Source organism: Shewanella sp. K8 (assembly GCF_028823715.1).
Classification (GTDB): domain Bacteria; phylum Pseudomonadota; class Gammaproteobacteria; order Enterobacterales; family Shewanellaceae; genus Shewanella; species Shewanella algae.
Genome location: NZ_JAPEHY010000033.1, coordinates 43,212 through 58,350, shown reverse-complemented (window position 1 = coordinate 58,350; position 15,139 = coordinate 43,212). Strand labels below are relative to the sequence as shown.

The 15,139-nt window shown below is 53.1% G+C and carries 14 protein-coding genes; 7 read left to right on the top strand and 7 right to left on the bottom strand.

The annotated features are described in order from the left end of the window. Positions 1-165 precede the first annotated feature (165 nt). Both ON072_RS16635 and dnaQ read right to left on the bottom strand, forming a co-directional pair. Positions 166-1,476, bottom strand: a complete 1,311-nt coding sequence (locus ON072_RS16635) for a TIGR03503 family protein (protein ID WP_052658025.1) — start codon at positions 1,474-1,476, stop codon at positions 166-168. Positions 1,477-1,484: 8 nt separating this feature from the next. Continuing rightward, a complete protein-coding gene (dnaQ, locus tag ON072_RS16630) occupies positions 1,485-2,231 on the bottom strand; it encodes a DNA polymerase III subunit epsilon (protein WP_144168270.1) in 747 nt (248 codons plus the stop codon). A 72-nt stretch (positions 2,232-2,303) separates the two neighbouring features. On the opposite strand from dnaQ, the gene rnhA reads away from it, so the two are divergent. Continuing rightward, positions 2,304-2,780, top strand: coding sequence for a ribonuclease HI (rnhA, locus tag ON072_RS16625; protein WP_261752490.1), 477 nt, complete (start codon positions 2,304-2,306; stop codon positions 2,778-2,780). Here rnhA and ON072_RS16620 read toward each other — a convergent pair. Further along, a complete protein-coding gene (locus tag ON072_RS16620; protein WP_261752489.1) occupies positions 2,777-3,691 on the bottom strand; it encodes a LysR substrate-binding domain-containing protein in 915 nt (304 codons plus the stop codon). The genes rnhA and ON072_RS16620 overlap by 4 nt on opposite strands. A gap of 5 nt (positions 3,692-3,696) precedes the next feature. Continuing rightward, positions 3,697-4,440, bottom strand: coding sequence for a class I SAM-dependent methyltransferase (locus ON072_RS16615; RefSeq protein ID WP_261752488.1), 744 nt, complete (start codon positions 4,438-4,440; stop codon positions 3,697-3,699). A 116-nt stretch (positions 4,441-4,556) separates the two neighbouring features. On the opposite strand from ON072_RS16615, the gene gloB reads away from it, so the two are divergent. The 3 genes from gloB (at position 4,557) to ON072_RS16600 (ending at position 8,894) form a co-directional block, all read left to right on the top strand. After that, positions 4,557-5,369: a hydroxyacylglutathione hydrolase gene (gene gloB / locus ON072_RS16610; protein WP_044734420.1), complete on the top strand. Its 813-nt coding sequence runs from the start codon at positions 4,557-4,559 to the stop codon at positions 5,367-5,369. 274 nt (positions 5,370-5,643) lie between these two features. Continuing rightward, positions 5,644-7,176 (top strand): LysM peptidoglycan-binding domain-containing protein, encoded by a 1,533-nt coding sequence (locus tag ON072_RS16605; RefSeq protein ID WP_261752499.1) that lies wholly within the window; start codon positions 5,644-5,646, stop codon positions 7,174-7,176. Positions 7,177-7,343: 167 nt separating this feature from the next. Next, positions 7,344-8,894 carry a methyl-accepting chemotaxis protein gene (locus tag ON072_RS16600; RefSeq protein ID WP_261752487.1) on the top strand — a complete coding sequence of 517 codons (1,551 nt, stop codon included), beginning with the start codon at positions 7,344-7,346 and terminating at the stop codon, positions 8,892-8,894. A gap of 98 nt (positions 8,895-8,992) precedes the next feature. On the opposite strand, the gene ON072_RS16595 is transcribed toward ON072_RS16600, so the two are convergent. The 3 genes from ON072_RS16595 to ON072_RS16585 are packed head-to-tail and all read right to left on the bottom strand — an operon-like array spanning position 8,993 to position 11,902. Further along, positions 8,993-9,535, bottom strand: a complete 543-nt coding sequence (locus ON072_RS16595; protein ID WP_081782881.1) for a BsuPI-related putative proteinase inhibitor — start codon at positions 9,533-9,535, stop codon at positions 8,993-8,995. Further along, positions 9,532-11,367 (bottom strand): AsmA family protein, encoded by a 1,836-nt coding sequence (locus tag ON072_RS16590; protein WP_044734417.1) that lies wholly within the window; start codon positions 11,365-11,367, stop codon positions 9,532-9,534. The genes ON072_RS16595 and ON072_RS16590 overlap by 4 nt, the downstream gene beginning before the upstream one ends. 40 nt (positions 11,368-11,407) lie before the next feature. Then, a complete protein-coding gene (locus ON072_RS16585; RefSeq protein WP_025009658.1) occupies positions 11,408-11,902 on the bottom strand; it encodes a putative 4-hydroxy-4-methyl-2-oxoglutarate aldolase in 495 nt (164 codons plus the stop codon). A 210-nt stretch (positions 11,903-12,112) separates the two neighbouring features. Here ON072_RS16585 and ON072_RS16580 point away from each other — a divergent pair, with 210 nt between their 5' ends. The 3 genes from ON072_RS16580 to ON072_RS16570 all read left to right on the top strand — a co-directional run bounded on the left by ON072_RS16580 (position 12,113) and on the right by ON072_RS16570 (position 15,114). After that, entirely contained in the window at positions 12,113-12,430 is a 318-nt protein-coding gene (locus tag ON072_RS16580; RefSeq protein WP_025009657.1) for a hypothetical protein, read from the top strand. 363 nt (positions 12,431-12,793) lie between these two features. After that, entirely contained in the window at positions 12,794-13,792 is a 999-nt protein-coding gene (locus tag ON072_RS16575) for an ABC transporter substrate-binding protein (RefSeq protein ID WP_028779269.1), read from the top strand. Continuing rightward, complete coding sequence (locus ON072_RS16570) at positions 13,789-15,114, top strand: GGDEF domain-containing protein (RefSeq protein ID WP_025888076.1); 1,326 nt, start codon at positions 13,789-13,791, stop codon at positions 15,112-15,114. Before ON072_RS16575 ends, ON072_RS16570 begins: the two co-directional genes overlap by 4 nt. The last annotated feature ends 25 nt before the right edge of the window (positions 15,115-15,139 follow it).

The following is a 15,139-nucleotide window of genomic DNA, read 5'->3' as shown; positions in this document are numbered from 1 at the left end:
ACCCGCGACCCCCGGCGTGACAGGCCGGTATTCTAACCAACTGAACTACCGCTCCACTCAAGTTGCCGGGAATAATACGTAGGCCCCTTGTCAGCGTCAACAACTTTTTTACCCCGAGGATCCCGATTAGCTAAAAAATCAGCAAAGCATGGATAATCAAGATGTTCAGTTGGATTTGCGCTCATCCTCATCGGGTAGGGTCAGGTCAATCTCCTGCACATCATCTTCCTTGGGTGCCGCCTGCTGTTTTGCCAGCAACTGCTCTTCAGCCGCAGCCAAGGCCTGCTTCAGACTTTGACGCTTGCGCCAAAACAGAATCGCACCGACCCCAAACAGTAACAGCAAGACGTTACCCCCTATGATCAGGTAAAGAGCATTTTGTTTGGCCGCCGCTTCTTCTTTGGCTGCTATTGCTGCAGCCCTGGCGGCCATCTCTTCGGCGCTCGGTGGCGGCTTGGGAGGCTCGACAAAATTGAAAAATCGCTCCGGCAGGGTCAACACCAGCTCCCTTCCCTGCTTGTCTGTGCTGAAGACAGTGCCCTTGATACGGTAACTGCCAAAGTCACTCACCTGAGGCAGTACGAGTTGTGTGGTGCCTTCTGTGGGCTGACGCACAGTAACCGGCAGTTGCAATCCGGCCGGCCCCAAAAGCTCAATATCGAAATAGGTTTCCTCAAGGCGCAGAATGTCTGGGTTGGCACTCAGCATCAGGCCCCATGGCTGAGTCAGGGGATCGTCCGGCTCAACCACCTTAATATCCACAGGCGAAGGTTCGAGGCGAAATGCCTGCTTAAACTCACGTTCAAACACATCGTTTTGCACACTGACCTGCAGGGTGTAATCTCCCCAGGGCTGGTTGAGGTTGATATTGGAAGTAAAGGTGCCGTCATCTGGCCGTTCATCCAGCGCCTCTCCGTTGTCCTGATAACTACCGACAATAAGGGTACCAGCGGCAAAGTTTTCATCGCCCGGCTTGTGGGAGGAAACAAAACGCGCCGTCCATTGCAACAGGTATTCAAGCCCGGGAAGTCGCATTCTCAGCGAATCACCGGTGAGATGGGCGGTCAGCTTAAGGCGCTCGCCCTGATACAGTGGCTGAGGCAGTTCATCCACCTCAATCCCCAGCTCGGATACCCGGGTAATTTGCGAGCCGGGCACCACTTTACCAATGAGCTGCCAAGGGCCTGGCACCGGGTTTTCCACCGAAATCATGTCGCCTGTGACGCCATCGGTCCATTTGACATTCTCCGGGTGGCGCGAGGCATACCATTTACTGCCATCAGGCAAAACCACCACCACAGGGGCGGAGCCGTATTCCCGCTGCACCAGAAGCACGATTCTGTCGACCATATGGTCGACCCGAAAACGATTCTTAAGCTCAGAGGCCTGTTCCTTGGGTACTATCTCGGCCACAGCCGGGGCCCCAAGGCCAAGCAGCAGACACACCATGAGGCCCAGCGCTGGTCTCAATCCCATTATTTGCTTCAATCCATAGGTTGTGGCTCGTCGCGCCAGAGGCACTTGCCTGATTTTGCAACTAAATCGAGCCTTTGCTCATGCATATTCAGTTCATCGGCCGATGCGGCGATCACTTTAAGTTTTGCGCGATTGGCATCGAGACGCATGATGCCGCCGGCTTCCTGACCTGCTTGTTCACTGGAGAGGTTGAACTTGGTCTGGCCGCCTGTCATCGCCAGATAAACATCGGCGAGGATCTCGGCATCGAGCAAAGCGCCGTGATACTCGCGGCGGGAGTTGTCTATGTGATAACGCTTACACAGGGCATCCAGATTGTTCTTTTGCCCTGGGTGCAAAAACTTGGCGATGGCCAGGGAGTCGAGGATCTGACAAATATCCGCCGTCACCGGCCCCCTGGGATGGGTCATGGAAAACTCATGATCCATAAAGCTCACGTCAAACGAGGCGTTGTGAGCCACAATCTCCGCCCCTTGAATAAAGGCGATAAAGTCAGCGGCAATTTCATGAAACCTGGGCTCGTTGGCCACTCTCTCATCTGTGATACCGTGAACCGCAATCGCTTCTTCATCAATGGGTTGGCCCGGATTGATATACTGGTGGAAAGTGCGGCCGGTCAAGCGGCGGTTAATGACTTCCACACAGCCGATTTCGATGATTCTGTGGCCTAGATAGACGGGGCCTGCGCCCTGGTTCATACCTGTGGTTTCGGTATCCAGAATGATCTGCCGACTGGCATTCGATATGATATTCATCTATTTTTTGCAGCTTCCTGAGTGAATTTACGGGTATACTCGCCCGCATTTGCCGGATATGGTAACAACTTGATGAGCGAACTGAAACAGATCCAGATATACACCGACGGCTCTTGCCTGGGCAACCCCGGGCCCGGCGGCTATGGTGTTGTCATGCGCTATAAACAGCATACCAAAGAACTCTCCGGTGGCTTTGCCCTGACAACCAACAACCGCATGGAGTTGCTAGCACCTATCATAGCGCTTGAGAGCCTGAAAGAGCCTTGCAAAATCGTGCTGACCAGCGACAGCCAATATATGCGCCAGGGGATCACCCAATGGATCCACGGCTGGAAGAAAAAAGGCTGGGTCACTTCCAACAAGACGCCGGTGAAAAATGTCGATCTCTGGCAGCGACTCGATAAGGCCACGCAACAGCATCAGATAGACTGGCGCTGGGTCAAGGGCCACGCCGGACACCCGGAGAACGAGCGTTGCGACGCCCTGGCAAGAGAAGCCGCCGAGGCCAACCCTGCCACAGTCGATAAGGGTTATCAGGCCAGTCTCTAAACACTTTTGTCCGCGACAGTCTTGAGTTTCAAAAATTTGCCGCAAAAGTCGATAAAGGCCTGCGCCAATGGCGTCAGGCTGTGGCTCTTGTGGCGAATAAGGTAAAATGGCCGCTCGAGCGCCAGCCCCTCCACCTCCACCAACGCCAGCTCTCTGCGAGCCAGCTCTTTATCCAGTGTCAGCTCAGACAAAACCCCAAGCCCGGCGCCCTGCTTCACCGCCTGTTTAATGGCATCCGGAGTTGGAAAACAGAAACGGGCTTCTGGCTGCAGGTCAAGGCGGTTGGCGGCATCGACAAAGTACTCCCGGGTGCCAGAGCCCTCTTCTCTCAATACCCAGGAGAGTCCTTTGAGCTCGCTTGGCGAGACTTTGCTTCCCGCCAGCGGATGTGCCGGATGGCAGAACACCTTAAGACAGTCCTGATGCCAGGGCAACACGGCGATACGACTGTCGAGGCAATAACCTTCAATAAAGCCCAGCTCGGCGCGAAACTCGGCCACATCACGGATAACCTTACGGGTATTGTCTATCGCCAAGTCGACCTGAGTCTGAAGGTGTTGTTGGCTGAATGCCACCGCCGCCTTGGCCAGCAGAAAATTACCTATGGTAGAGCTGGCACTGACATTCAACATACCGGCCAATTCGTGATTATTCGGGGTAAACGCCTGCTCTATACGCTCGATGCGCTGCAGCACATCGCTGGCCAGAGGCAGCAGCAGGCTGCCTTGAGAGTTGAGCTGCAAGCGGTTGCCTATACGCTCAAACAAACGGGTATCGAGCTGCTTTTCAAGCTCCGATAACGCCATAGAAGTGGCCGGCGCGGAGAGGTTAACCCGCTCGGCGGCCTTGGCCACCTGGCCTGTGCGGGCCACGGCTTCAAAAATCATTAACTGTTTCAGGGTAATACGCATTGCAATTATTGCTCTTCTTTAGTGTGGCGCTCCAGTTGCCTGCCGGAGAATCCCGGCGTCGGCGTGGGTTGCCAGCCGGGGATCCGCTGACGACGTTTATCCCCCAAGGGGGTTAACGGCGAATCCAGCTTGCGGGCCACCAACAGATACAGAGAGCCGGTACCCGGCAGCCACTTTTGCTGCCAATGATGCCATATCCTCAAAGGCGCGGCTTCGCTGAGCAGCGAATGGTACAAGAGCCGCTCATCGTGCACCAACTGATACCCCAGAAGCCCCAGCCAGTCCTTGACCCTGGCCGGCATAAAGAAATGGCCGCTCCAGGGTAAAGCCTGCTGAAATCTAGGCAGCAGCTTGCCGAAAAAGGCGCAGCTGAACGGGTTAATCCCGACGATGAAAAGATAACCTCCGCTGACCAGCACCCTGTCGGCTTCACGTAAAATCCGGTAAGGGTTTGTCTCAAACTCCAGTACCAAGTTCATCACCACCGCATCTATGCTGGCCGGCGCCAACGGCAGCGAGGCAAAATCGGCAACTATCGAAGCGCCGTTGCCGGGATAGAGGGAAAACTGATGCCCGACCGGACAGTTTTTGATCTCGAGTTCGCGGCTTAAGGCCCCCAGGCGCAACAGATGATAACCAAACACTCTGGGCCACCAATAGGCCAGTTTGCTTTCCAGTTCACGTTTGATAGTCTCACAGGCTGGCAAACTGTCCCAGGAGCTGGGTCTGGACTCAGACGAGAGAGGCATAGATACTCCGGTTAAGCCGTTCTAGGTTCAGCTTAATAACGAACCCCCTATACAAGCAAGTATGAGGCTCAGTAAAATTGAAACTGATCCCGTCGACTCAAAGGAGCCTTGAGCTTATGTCCAATGTCAATGTCCCCCTCGCCCGGCCAAAGATAACGCCCATTGCCGCCTTCGATGACAACTATATCTGGGCCATAGTGGCACCCCAAGGTGATTGCTGTTGGGTGGTGGACCCGGGTGATGCCGCGCCCGTGTTGGCTTTTTTGGCGCAAAATAACCTGACACTGGCCGGGGTACTGATAACTCACCATCACAGCGACCATACCGGCGGTATCCTGGCCTTGAAGGAAGCTTTCGGCTCGCTCCCGGTTTACGGGCCTGCCAATCCGGCCATCAAAGGCATTACCCGGGCACTAACCGAGGAAGGCGAATATCGGCTTGAGCCTGGGCAAGGCCGATTTGCTTTAGAGTGTCGACTGTTCAAGGTCCCCGGGCACACGCTGGATCATATCGCCTACTTGATTGGCGATGCCCTCTTTTGCGGCGATACCCTGTTCTGCGCCGGCTGCGGCCGCCTGTTTGAAGGCAGCGCCGAACAGATGTACCACTCCTTGAGTCAGTTTGCGGCCCTCGATGACAACACCAAGGTGTATTGCACCCATGAGTACACCTTGGCCAATCTGCGTTTTGCCAAAGCCGTTGAGCCGGATAATCAGGCACTGGCTGACTACCAACTTGCCGCCGAAGCGCTGCGCGAACAGCAACACCCCACACTCCCCTCCACTATTGGTCGTGAAAAGGCCATCAACCCCTTTATGCGCTGCCAAAAGAACACACTGCAGAGCGTACTGGAGGCCCACAGCGGTCACCCCTGCCATGATCCCGTGAGCCGCTTTGCAGTTCTCAGGCAATGGAAAGACAATTTCTGAAAACCGGGTTACAATAAGCCGCTTTTTTGTGTCGTTATTATGACAACCCTAGGCCAAGATAGATTTATCTACTTGTTTTAAATAACAATACTTGGCTTCCAGTAACGGCACTTCTTTTTCACCACGGAAACCAAACCAGGGTAAAAGTACCACCCAAGGTGCTATCCCGGGCCAAGGGACCAGGCCTATCCCGGGTTTCCGTTTGATGTGCGTTTGCCTGTCTGTTCAGGCCATCATTCGAGGATTGCTGTTTTTGAAGCAAATCAGATTTTTTATGTTGGCGGGGAGCCTTTCCCTGCTTGGCGGCTGTCAGCTGCTGTCTCAGGCGCCGGAGTCCACTGCCGAAGCGCCGGTCAAGGCCACTCCGGCACCGGTCATCACTCAGGCTCCACAAGTCATCACTGAGCCGGAAGTCGCTGTCACAGATGTATGGCAACGGATCCGCAGCCAACTCAATATGCCGGTTCCCGATGAGAAGCTGGTGCGCCAGTACCGCCAGTGGTACATCAATAATCCAAGACACCTGGAGCAGATCTCCGAGCGGGCTGCCCCTTTTATGTATTTGATTGTCGAGCAGATAGAAGAGCGTAAATTGCCGATGGAGCTGGCGCTGCTACCGATAGTGGAAAGTGCCTTCGACCCCTTTGCCTACTCCCATGGTGCAGCCTCCGGGCTGTGGCAGTTTACGGCACCCATGGCGCTGCATTTTGGCCTGGAGATCAACTGGTGGTATGACGGACGCCGCGATGTACCTGCTGCCACAGCCGCTGCGCTGAATATGATGGAATACCTCTACGACAAGACGGGCGAGAACTGGCTCTATGCCATTGCCGCGTATAACACAGGCGAAGGTCGGGTGTTGAACGCGGTCAAGCGTAACCGTCAAAAAGGGCAAGCTACCGATTTCTGGTCCCTGTCACTGCCCAAGGAAACCGAGCGTTATGTGCCGCAACTGCTGGCACTGGCCGATGTGATCAAAAACGCCGACAAATACGGCATTAACCTGACACCGATTGTCAACGAGCAGAAGTTGGAAGTTGTCGATGTCGGTAGTCAGATAGACTTGGCCTTGGCAGCCCGCCTTGCCGGTATGGAAGTCAATGAACTGCAACAGTTCAACCCGGGTTTTAATCGCTGGGCCACAGCGCCGGAAGGGCCACACAAATTGGTACTGCCGTTGGACAAGGCCAAAGAGTTTGAAATCGCCCTGGCCAGCACTGAACCCAGCGAGCGCCTCAACTGGCTCAGATACAAGATCCGTAAGGGTGACTCCCTTGGAGTGATAGCCAAGAAACATCATACCAGTATCGATGTGATCCGTTCTGTCAACGGCATCAGTGGCAACAATATTGTCGCCGGTAAGCACCTGTTGATCCCGGTCGCCCTCAAGGATGCATCGGCCTACCCGCTCTCCAAAGAGCAGCGTCTGGGTCAGAATAAGTCCGGCAAGAGCAAACGCAGCTACCATGTCAAGTCCGGTGACTCCCTGTGGCAGATAGCCAAGGATAATGGTGTCAGTGTCAACGAGCTGGTGAAATGGAACGGTATCTCGGCCAAGACTCCGCTGCGTCCCGGAAAACAGCTAACCATCTGGACTAAAGCCTCTGGTAAATCCCAGAATGCCAACGCCGTAATGCGCACCGTGAAATACAAGGTTCGCTCCGGTGATTCGCTGGCACGAATAGCCAACAAGTTCAATGTCACTGTGGATGATCTGCTGGAATGGAACCAGCTCAAGGCCAGTAAGTATCTGCAACCCGGACAGATGTTGACCCTGTTCGTGGATGTGACCCGAGTCAAGACCTGATAAAAACTCCTACCCAAGCGGCATCTTTGATGCCGCTTTTGATCCTGCTCTAACTTTCACAAGCCACTTCGGTACAATTGTTAACCATTTGTTCGCTGTCACAAATTTGACGCTCATCTTTGTCGATAATCATCCGCTGAATTAATCCACCCTAAATAAAAACAAAAATGAGCAGAGATTTGTCCATTACCGGCATCGAGACGCCGGTGCCTGAAGGTGCCCGTATTCTATCAACCACAGATCTCAAAGGGCGTATCACCCACATCAATCAGGAATTTGTCGAACTTTGTGGCTTTTCCCATGAAGAGTTGTTGGGCCATGGGCATAACATAGTGCGCCATCCTCATATGCCCAAGGCGGCCTTTGCCGATCTCTGGCAACAGATCAAGAATGGCAACAGCTGGATGGGCTTGGTAAAAAACCGCCGCAAGGATGGTGGTCACTATTGGGTCAACGCCTACGTCACCCCGATCCGCCGAAAAGGCAAAATAGTTGAATATCAATCAGTGCGAACCAAGGCAACACCAGAACTGATTGCCAGAGCCGAGGCCTGCTACCGGGCCATCAGTCAGGGAAAATCAGTACTGCCACGCGTTAAACTCGACCTGACAACCAAACTGGCGCTCTGCTGGGGTGCATCACTGCTATCCTTGGTGCCCCTGCCCTGGCTAAGCGGTCTCTGGCAATTTGTGCCTGTCTGCACTGCGGCAACTTTAATGGGCTGGAGCCTTTTCAGACTCAAACAGAGGTTAAATAATGTCAGTCAACTCAGCCGCGGAGTACAGAATAATCCACTGATGCAGGCTATTTACTGCAACAGCACAGATGAACTCGCCGAGCTGGAATTGAGTCTGAGAATGCAGCAGGCCGAGATATTCGCCATCACAGGGCGGATAAAAGACAGCGGTGAGATCCTCGATAACAGTTTGAGTGCCCATCAGGCCGCCGTCGATGCCAACTACCGCGAACTGGCACAGCAAACCGGCGCACTGAAACAGCAAGGTGATGCCATCAACGAACTCAAAGGTGCCGTGGCAGAGATTGCCGAAACTTCCGCCGACACCGCCAACGAGGTCACTGAGCTTGAGCAAAGTAACCGGCAAACACTCGAAGCCCTGGCCGCCAGCCGCGCAGCCAACAGTGAAATCACCGCTCTGCTTACCAAGGTGGAGGCTCAACTGCTGGCACTGGATAAACGCTGCAGCAGCATTAACACCGTGCTGGAAGTGATAGAGCAACTATCGGATCAGACCAACCTGCTGGCACTCAATGCTGCAATCGAAGCGGCCCGGGCCGGTGAAGCCGGCCGCGGATTTGCCGTGGTGGCCGATGAGGTACGTAACCTGGCAATGCGCTCCGGTGAATCCGCCGGTGAAATACATCAAATTATTGCCGAGCTCAGTCTGCAAAGTCGGCAGACAGTGACCGAGATGGAGCGCAGCCAGCAACTGACCAAAGAAAGTCTGCAACTGGAGCAAAAGTTGGCGCAGCGGTTGGATGAAGCCACCAGTGCCCTGGGCCGAATTGCCGCACACAGCCAGCAAATCGCCGTTGCCACGGAGCAGCAAGCCTGTGTGGTTGAGCAGTTGCACCGCCACTCAGAGCAGTTGCAACAAGGGGTTGGCAGCCTGACCAGCAACAGTGAAGCCGCAAGCCATCACGGCGAAGAGTTGACCCGCCAAAGTGAGCGGCAAAAGGAACTGATAGCCCAGTTTTAACGCGCTTTACCGCCCGTTACAGCTTGGTCAAAGACTGAGTATCCCAATAAAAAAGTCAGGCTTAACCTGACTTTTTTATTCCAACCTAGATAAGCGCCTTAACGCCTCGCCACCGGCACTTCCAGCATGGCCATAGCCGCCAACTTGGACTCCAGAGGTTTGCCTTCAAAGCGGGCCTGGAAGCTGTATCCCTCAGGGCCAATTCGCTCAAGTGTCTTGGCCGGTACCTTGAACATCACTTTCAGCGTCTGTCCCGGCTTGATACTGGTATCTCTGATAGCCTGAGTGAACATCATTTCATCCGACCAGGCCCAGACTCGCTGTTCCTTATCATCCACCAACCAGAGATCCGCCGTCATCCCTGAGTTAAAGCGGATCCCAACCACGTGCTCGCTCGGGTTACGGATCTCCAGCATCGCCTGCAGCGGCTGCTTATTGACTACTTCTGCAAACGTCAGTTTACCCTCAAGCAAGGCAGCTGTCGGTGCTTTTTTGATGGTACCAAAGTGCAGTGTCGGCATTCTGAGTTCCTCCATCCCAGTCGGAGTCTTTTGAGGCACAGGCTCAGTAGTTGCAGCATTGGAGCCACTGCAACCTGCGAGTGCCAAGACCGCCAGCAAAGGCAAAACGGCACGCATCATTTACCTCCTCCGAGTTTCTTGAAGATGCTGTCTTTAAGCTTGTCTTTCACCTTCTCGGTTTCTTCCTTGAGTTTGGAATCAAACAGCGCCTGGGTATCGAGTGCAAACTTGGGTTCCTGGAATGAACCGGAAATCATCAGCGGAATTTCAACACCGGCCAGATCATTCTTGCCTTCACCGCCTTGGCCCTTGAGACTGCCGACCACTGAGGTTTTCAGCTTATAGTCCAGTTGCTCACTGATAAGGTTGGCACTACCGGCACCCGCCAAGCGAATAAGTGGTGAGGCCATCGCCAGATCCGGGTTATTGGCCACACCATTTTTGAGACTGAAACTGCCGGTCAGGCTGGAGAAGTCTGTCTTGCGTTCGCCCTCTTCCTGAGCCGACAAATCACCTTTTAGCTTGGCCTGGGCGCTGCGGATCATATGAGGGATATTCACGCCGTAAAGGGCACCGTCACTGATTTCAAACTTGCCGTTGGCGTCCAGGTTTTGCTTGATGTTATCCGGAATTAGGCTCTTGCCTTTACCTTTGACATTAAAAGCGGTGGCACCGGCAAGAATTTCCAAATCGGCCGCATCCTTGAGCAAAGGTTGAATTTTGACGCCACTGAGCTGAGTATCAAAATTGTAGCTGGCGACCTTGTTGCGACCGTCAAGTTGTGCCTTGGTCATCAGTTTGCCCTGATACAAGTCAGCGCTGAGCTGCTTCATATCCAGCACGCCATTGTTCAGAGCCAGATCCATTTTCCAGTTTTCAGTGGTCAAGCCGGCAGCCTTAATGGCCTTAACAGTAAGATCCATGGCGAAGTTGACCTGCTTCATCGCACTCAAGTCCGGTTCACTGCCGGCCTTGGCGACCGTTGCCGACTCAGTGGTTTTGGCTGCGGCTTTATCTTCCTCACCGGCAGGCAGTAACTTGTCGAGGTCAATTTCCCCCAGTGCCAACTTGGCTTTTACATCCGGTACCTTGCCGCCGAAAGCCACTTTAAGATCCCCTTTGCCTTCGATATCGGCCACCTTGAGACTGCTCAATACCAGCTCGGCGTTTTGACGGTTGAGATCCAATTTCACATCGGCATTCAGATCGGCGCTCAACTTGCCGCCGGGCATACTCTTGCCTTCAACGCGATTTTCAATGGCAAAGCCGGTGATCTCCAACTGCTTCATGTCCGGTGAGATCTTCAATTGCCCTTTACCCTCGCTGGCAATTTTCATGTCCGGCATGCTGCCGCTGAACTTATAAGCCAGAGGGGCAAATTTACCCAGCGAAAACTCGCCCAGGGTCAGGGACTCAAGTACAAAGGTTTGGTCACTGCCACTGCGCTTGTCGAGCAGATGAATTTGGGTATTGGTGATATTGATGCCACCGATATTGAGACTGGCCAGCCCCTGAGCGTTGCCTTCGGTATTCTTGGGTTGCTCTTTGGCCGTACCGGCATCGCCGCTGAGCCCATCCAGACTGGTGCGGCCGTCTTTCTGGGTTATGAGATCCAGTTTCAAGCCATCGAGGTTTAACTGGGCAATTTCCACTTCTTTACGAAACAGCGGCATCAGAGCAACTTCAGCGACAACCTGATTGACTGCCAACATCTGTTTCTCATCGAAACCATCCGGGTTACTCAGGCTGATACCGCCCAATTCAATTCCCAGAGTCGGGAAAAAAGTCCAGTTGAGATCCTGACTGATGACCAATTCACGCCCTGTCTGTTTTTTTACCGCATCGACTATTTGGGGTTTAAAGTCGTTGGGATCAAATAACAAGGTCAAATACAGAACCAGACCGAGAAACAATACCGCGAAAATACCCAGTATCCACTTAACCACTTTCATAATAGTTTCCTTGTTCAACAATAAGGACAAAGGCGCTTGTTCAACTGATAAAGGCCATATTCAAGGGATTTTGGCTGACGGCGATGCCATTATCATCGGCATAGAGCATCATGCCGGGAGTTATCTGCACATCGCCAATGGAGAGCGCACAGTTGATTTCTCCAGCCCCCTTACGCTCGGTTTTGATAGGTACCGCCGCCAGGGCCTTTACCCCAAGCTGCATGGTCGCCAAAGTGGCAACATCGCGCACGGCGCCATAAATCACGACTCCCTGCCAACCATGGTCAACTGCGCTTTGGGCAATAAGGTCTCCCATCAGGGCCTTGGATGTAGAGGCGCCACCGTCCACCAACAGCACTTTACCCGTGCCATCAGTAGCCAACAGCTGTTTCACCATGGAATTATCCTCGAAACACCTGACGGTTACGACTTCGCCCCAAAAAATAGACTTGCCACCAAACTGGTGAAAAACAGATGGCAGCAACATGAGATCATTTTCATAATGATCAAAGAGATCCGGTAACAAATCCAGCATATAGGCCTCCGTGCAAATACTGCTTTCTAGGTTAACGCCCTTATCCTGCCACCACAAGTTTCATGATAGCAAAACAGGCATCTCCTACGCTGTGCAGTGAAATGCTTGAGTAAGTTCGGAAATATACTATAAACTACTACAAGTGACAGCTTTACGATCCCTTTATCCTGTCCACTCTTTCGGGCAAAACTTCGTTTTAAGTGAACATACATGACAAAAGATCTCGATTTGCAGAGTGCTATTGCGGCGCTCGATGCATATGGATATGAAAAAAAACACTCAACGGATCTTGAGCAAGCCAGAAACAAACAACAGATGACCCGTTATTTGAAGTCTTTGGACTATAGCCTCAGGCGTCTGAAGCTTCTGCAGGAAGCGGTCAATGAATTGGTCGAAGAAACGCAGAACGACTTGCATAAACAAGAGCAAGTCCAAACCTTCAAGACCAAGGTCATCAATTTATCCCGCGAACTCAATATGTCCTACGATGAAGTATTGGTCTATATGGCCAATCAAGGCGGTAAGTAAGTCCTATAGGGAAGTGAGTTCAGTATCGATTGCAATATAGTTCGATATACCAGAAAGGCGCAGACAATATCTGCGCCTCTCTTTTTATAACAATGATATAAACCCTTTCTGTCCAACAACTATTTATTCCATCTTTTAAATTTCATTCCGTTATTGAAAGTTTCTGATGCTTAACAAAAAGCAATAAGTATCCGCTCAAATCCCCAACCTATTATTCGTCCGGATTATTCCAAATAATCCCATGAAAATTATGAGGCTTTATAGCGCACCCTCTTGTTTGCACTACACTTAGGGAAAGTACAAACGGCCCAGTTTGAAAAGATAAGGGCTCAAAGCTGTGACGAATGGAGGGCAGCAACCACTATGGGAAAGATGCTAGTGCCTTTGGCTCTGCTGCTACTCTTGTTTATCTGGCTCAGCGGGCCCAGGCAACCAACCTCCCCTGTTTTACTCAATCAGACCCCGGTTCGCATCGCCGTGTCCACCTCGCTGCTTTCAGCCCCTGTCATCATTGCCGATAAGCTCGAACTCTTTGCCCGCGAAGGCGTCTATGTGGTGCTGCAACCACTTCAAGGTGGCGATCTTTGTTTCGAGGCCCTGCTCTATCACAGGGCCGATCTGGCCACCAGCTCAGAGTCAGTGGTGATGTTCAACAGCTTTGAGCGAACCGACTTTACCGTGCTGGCCAGCTTTGCCGAATCGGATAACGACATTAAGCTGTTAACCCTGAGCCAGAGCGGTATCACTACCCCGGCGCAACTGGATGGCAAACGCGTTGGAGTCGTTGCCGGCAGTGCCAGCGAGTACTTTCTCGATACCATACTGAATATTGCCGGACACCCAGCCTTGGCGCCAGTTAGGGTGGATATCCGCCCGTCTGGCTTGGCACCGGCGCTGTTGGCCGGCGATGTGGATGCGATTTCAGTTTGGGAGCCCTACGGATTTCAGCTGCTCAAGCATCAACCGGGCAAGATAAGCGAGTTCCCCAGCCGGGGGTTATATAGCCTTTCTTTCAATCTCATCAGTCGCAAGGCCGACAACCAAGCGTACTACGAACATCATGTGCGGATCCTCAAGGCGTTGAAACTCGCCAGTGAATTTATTGTTCTGCACCCGCAGGAAGCCCGTCAACTGGTTGCCGAGTATCTGCACCTGCCAACAGAGGAGGTTGCCGCCCTCTGGCCCGACTACCTGTTCCGTCTGTCGCTGGGTAACAGCCTGCTCAGTAATCTGCAGTCGCAGGCCCGCTGGGCCATGGCCAGTGGCACCATTGAAGCCCGGCAGCTACCGGATTTCAGAAGCGTCATAGATCCCACTGCATTGGATCAGATACAACACATGTCTTTGGTGGAGCAGCAATGAAGCTATCCAGCCGCCTCAATATTCTGGTCATTCTCTGCATCACCCTGACGCTGGTACTGGCGCTGTCACTGCTGCAACAGCGCCATTTTTCCCAGCAGACATTCCAGCAGATGCACAAACTGGTGGAGCTGCAACTGCATCTGGATCTGCTGCGCTCCAACTTGTGGCTGCTGCAGCAATACCGGGATACCCGGGCAGTTGAAAATACCCAGCGGGATCTGCTGCGCCTCAACGCCCTCTTGAGTAACACTCAGGTCGATGATGAGCAGCAACAGCAGCTATTGGCCAATTTAAAACGCCAGAGCAGCAACATCAGTACCCTGCTGGAGCATTCCCTGCCCAAGCTGTCGCTGATAGCAGATGATCAGTTGGTCAGCAGCATGTTGCTGTCCAGATACAATATGAGCATTCAATCCATGAGCGAAGATCTGTTTCGCTTTCAACACTACACCATGGACAGAGCCCGTATACTGCAGCTCAGTCATCTCTATCTCAACGGCGCCCTGCTGCTGGCCATTGCCCTGTTGGTGACAGGCTTTACCCTGCATACTCTGAGGCGTTTTCGGCGCCACTTGGGCAGTTTGAAACGCGGCATTCGCGATCTGGCCAAAGGCGATCTTCACAGCCGTATCAGGTTGGAACAACAGGATGAACTCTCGGAGCTGGCCAATGAATTCAACAATATGAAACAGGCATTGATGGAAACTACAGCCCGAAAGGAGCAGTTACAGCTGGAAGTGGAGGCGCAAACCCGTCAGTTGCAGCAGCAACAGGATAGATTAAGATATTTGGCGGATCATGACGATCTCACCGGCGCACTCAATCGCGGTGCCGCCACCACCGAGCTGGAAAACGCCATAGTACGTTGCCAACGTCAACAGCTTAAAGCGGCGCTGCTGTTTATCGATCTGGATAAATTCAAACCCATTAACGACAACTTTGGCCACAGCGCCGGTGACACAGTGCTGGTGGAAATCGCCAAAAGGCTGCGAGAGACCTTAAGACGCTCGGATTTGGTGGCCCGTATCGGCGGCGATGAATTTATCATCTGGCTGGAGCCGATAAATAGCCGCGAAGAAGTCTGTGCCGTGTTGGAAAAGATTCATGCCTTGGGTGCCGATATCCCCTGGCAAGGGCAACAACTGCAAGTCGGCCTGAGTACCGGCATCAGTCTCTATCCTGAGCATGGCGACACCTTGGCCGAACTCATCGGCGCTGCCGACAGTGCCATGTACCAGGCCAAGCAGGCACAACCTCAGGCTTCCATGGAACTGGCACTAAAGAAGCGCTACAGCTTTGCCTCACCCAGTGCCGATGCCTGACTATGCTTGCCCGGCCACACACGCC

Coding starts and splice junctions, on each gene's coding strand:
- ON072_RS16635 (WP_052658025.1), bottom strand. CDS start 1,476: ATGGGATTGAGACCAGCGCTGGGCCTCATGGTGTGTCTGCTGCTTGGC.
- dnaQ (WP_144168270.1), bottom strand. CDS start 2,231: ATGAATATCATATCGAATGCCAGTCGGCAGATCATTCTGGATACCGAA.
- rnhA (WP_261752490.1), top strand. CDS start 2,304: ATGAGCGAACTGAAACAGATCCAGATATACACCGACGGCTCTTGCCTG.
- ON072_RS16620 (WP_261752489.1), bottom strand. CDS start 3,691: ATGCGTATTACCCTGAAACAGTTAATGATTTTTGAAGCCGTGGCCCGC.
- ON072_RS16615 (WP_261752488.1), bottom strand. CDS start 4,440: ATGCCTCTCTCGTCTGAGTCCAGACCCAGCTCCTGGGACAGTTTGCCA.
- gloB (WP_044734420.1), top strand. CDS start 4,557: ATGTCCAATGTCAATGTCCCCCTCGCCCGGCCAAAGATAACGCCCATT.
- ON072_RS16605 (WP_261752499.1), top strand. CDS start 5,644: ATGTTGGCGGGGAGCCTTTCCCTGCTTGGCGGCTGTCAGCTGCTGTCT.
- ON072_RS16600 (WP_261752487.1), top strand. CDS start 7,344: ATGAGCAGAGATTTGTCCATTACCGGCATCGAGACGCCGGTGCCTGAA.
- ON072_RS16595 (WP_081782881.1), bottom strand. CDS start 9,535: ATGATGCGTGCCGTTTTGCCTTTGCTGGCGGTCTTGGCACTCGCAGGT.
- ON072_RS16590 (WP_044734417.1), bottom strand. CDS start 11,367: ATGAAAGTGGTTAAGTGGATACTGGGTATTTTCGCGGTATTGTTTCTC.
- ON072_RS16585 (WP_025009658.1), bottom strand. CDS start 11,902: ATGCTGGATTTGTTACCGGATCTCTTTGATCATTATGAAAATGATCTC.
- ON072_RS16580 (WP_025009657.1), top strand. CDS start 12,113: ATGACAAAAGATCTCGATTTGCAGAGTGCTATTGCGGCGCTCGATGCA.
- ON072_RS16575 (WP_028779269.1), top strand. CDS start 12,794: ATGGGAAAGATGCTAGTGCCTTTGGCTCTGCTGCTACTCTTGTTTATC.
- ON072_RS16570 (WP_025888076.1), top strand. CDS start 13,789: ATGAAGCTATCCAGCCGCCTCAATATTCTGGTCATTCTCTGCATCACC.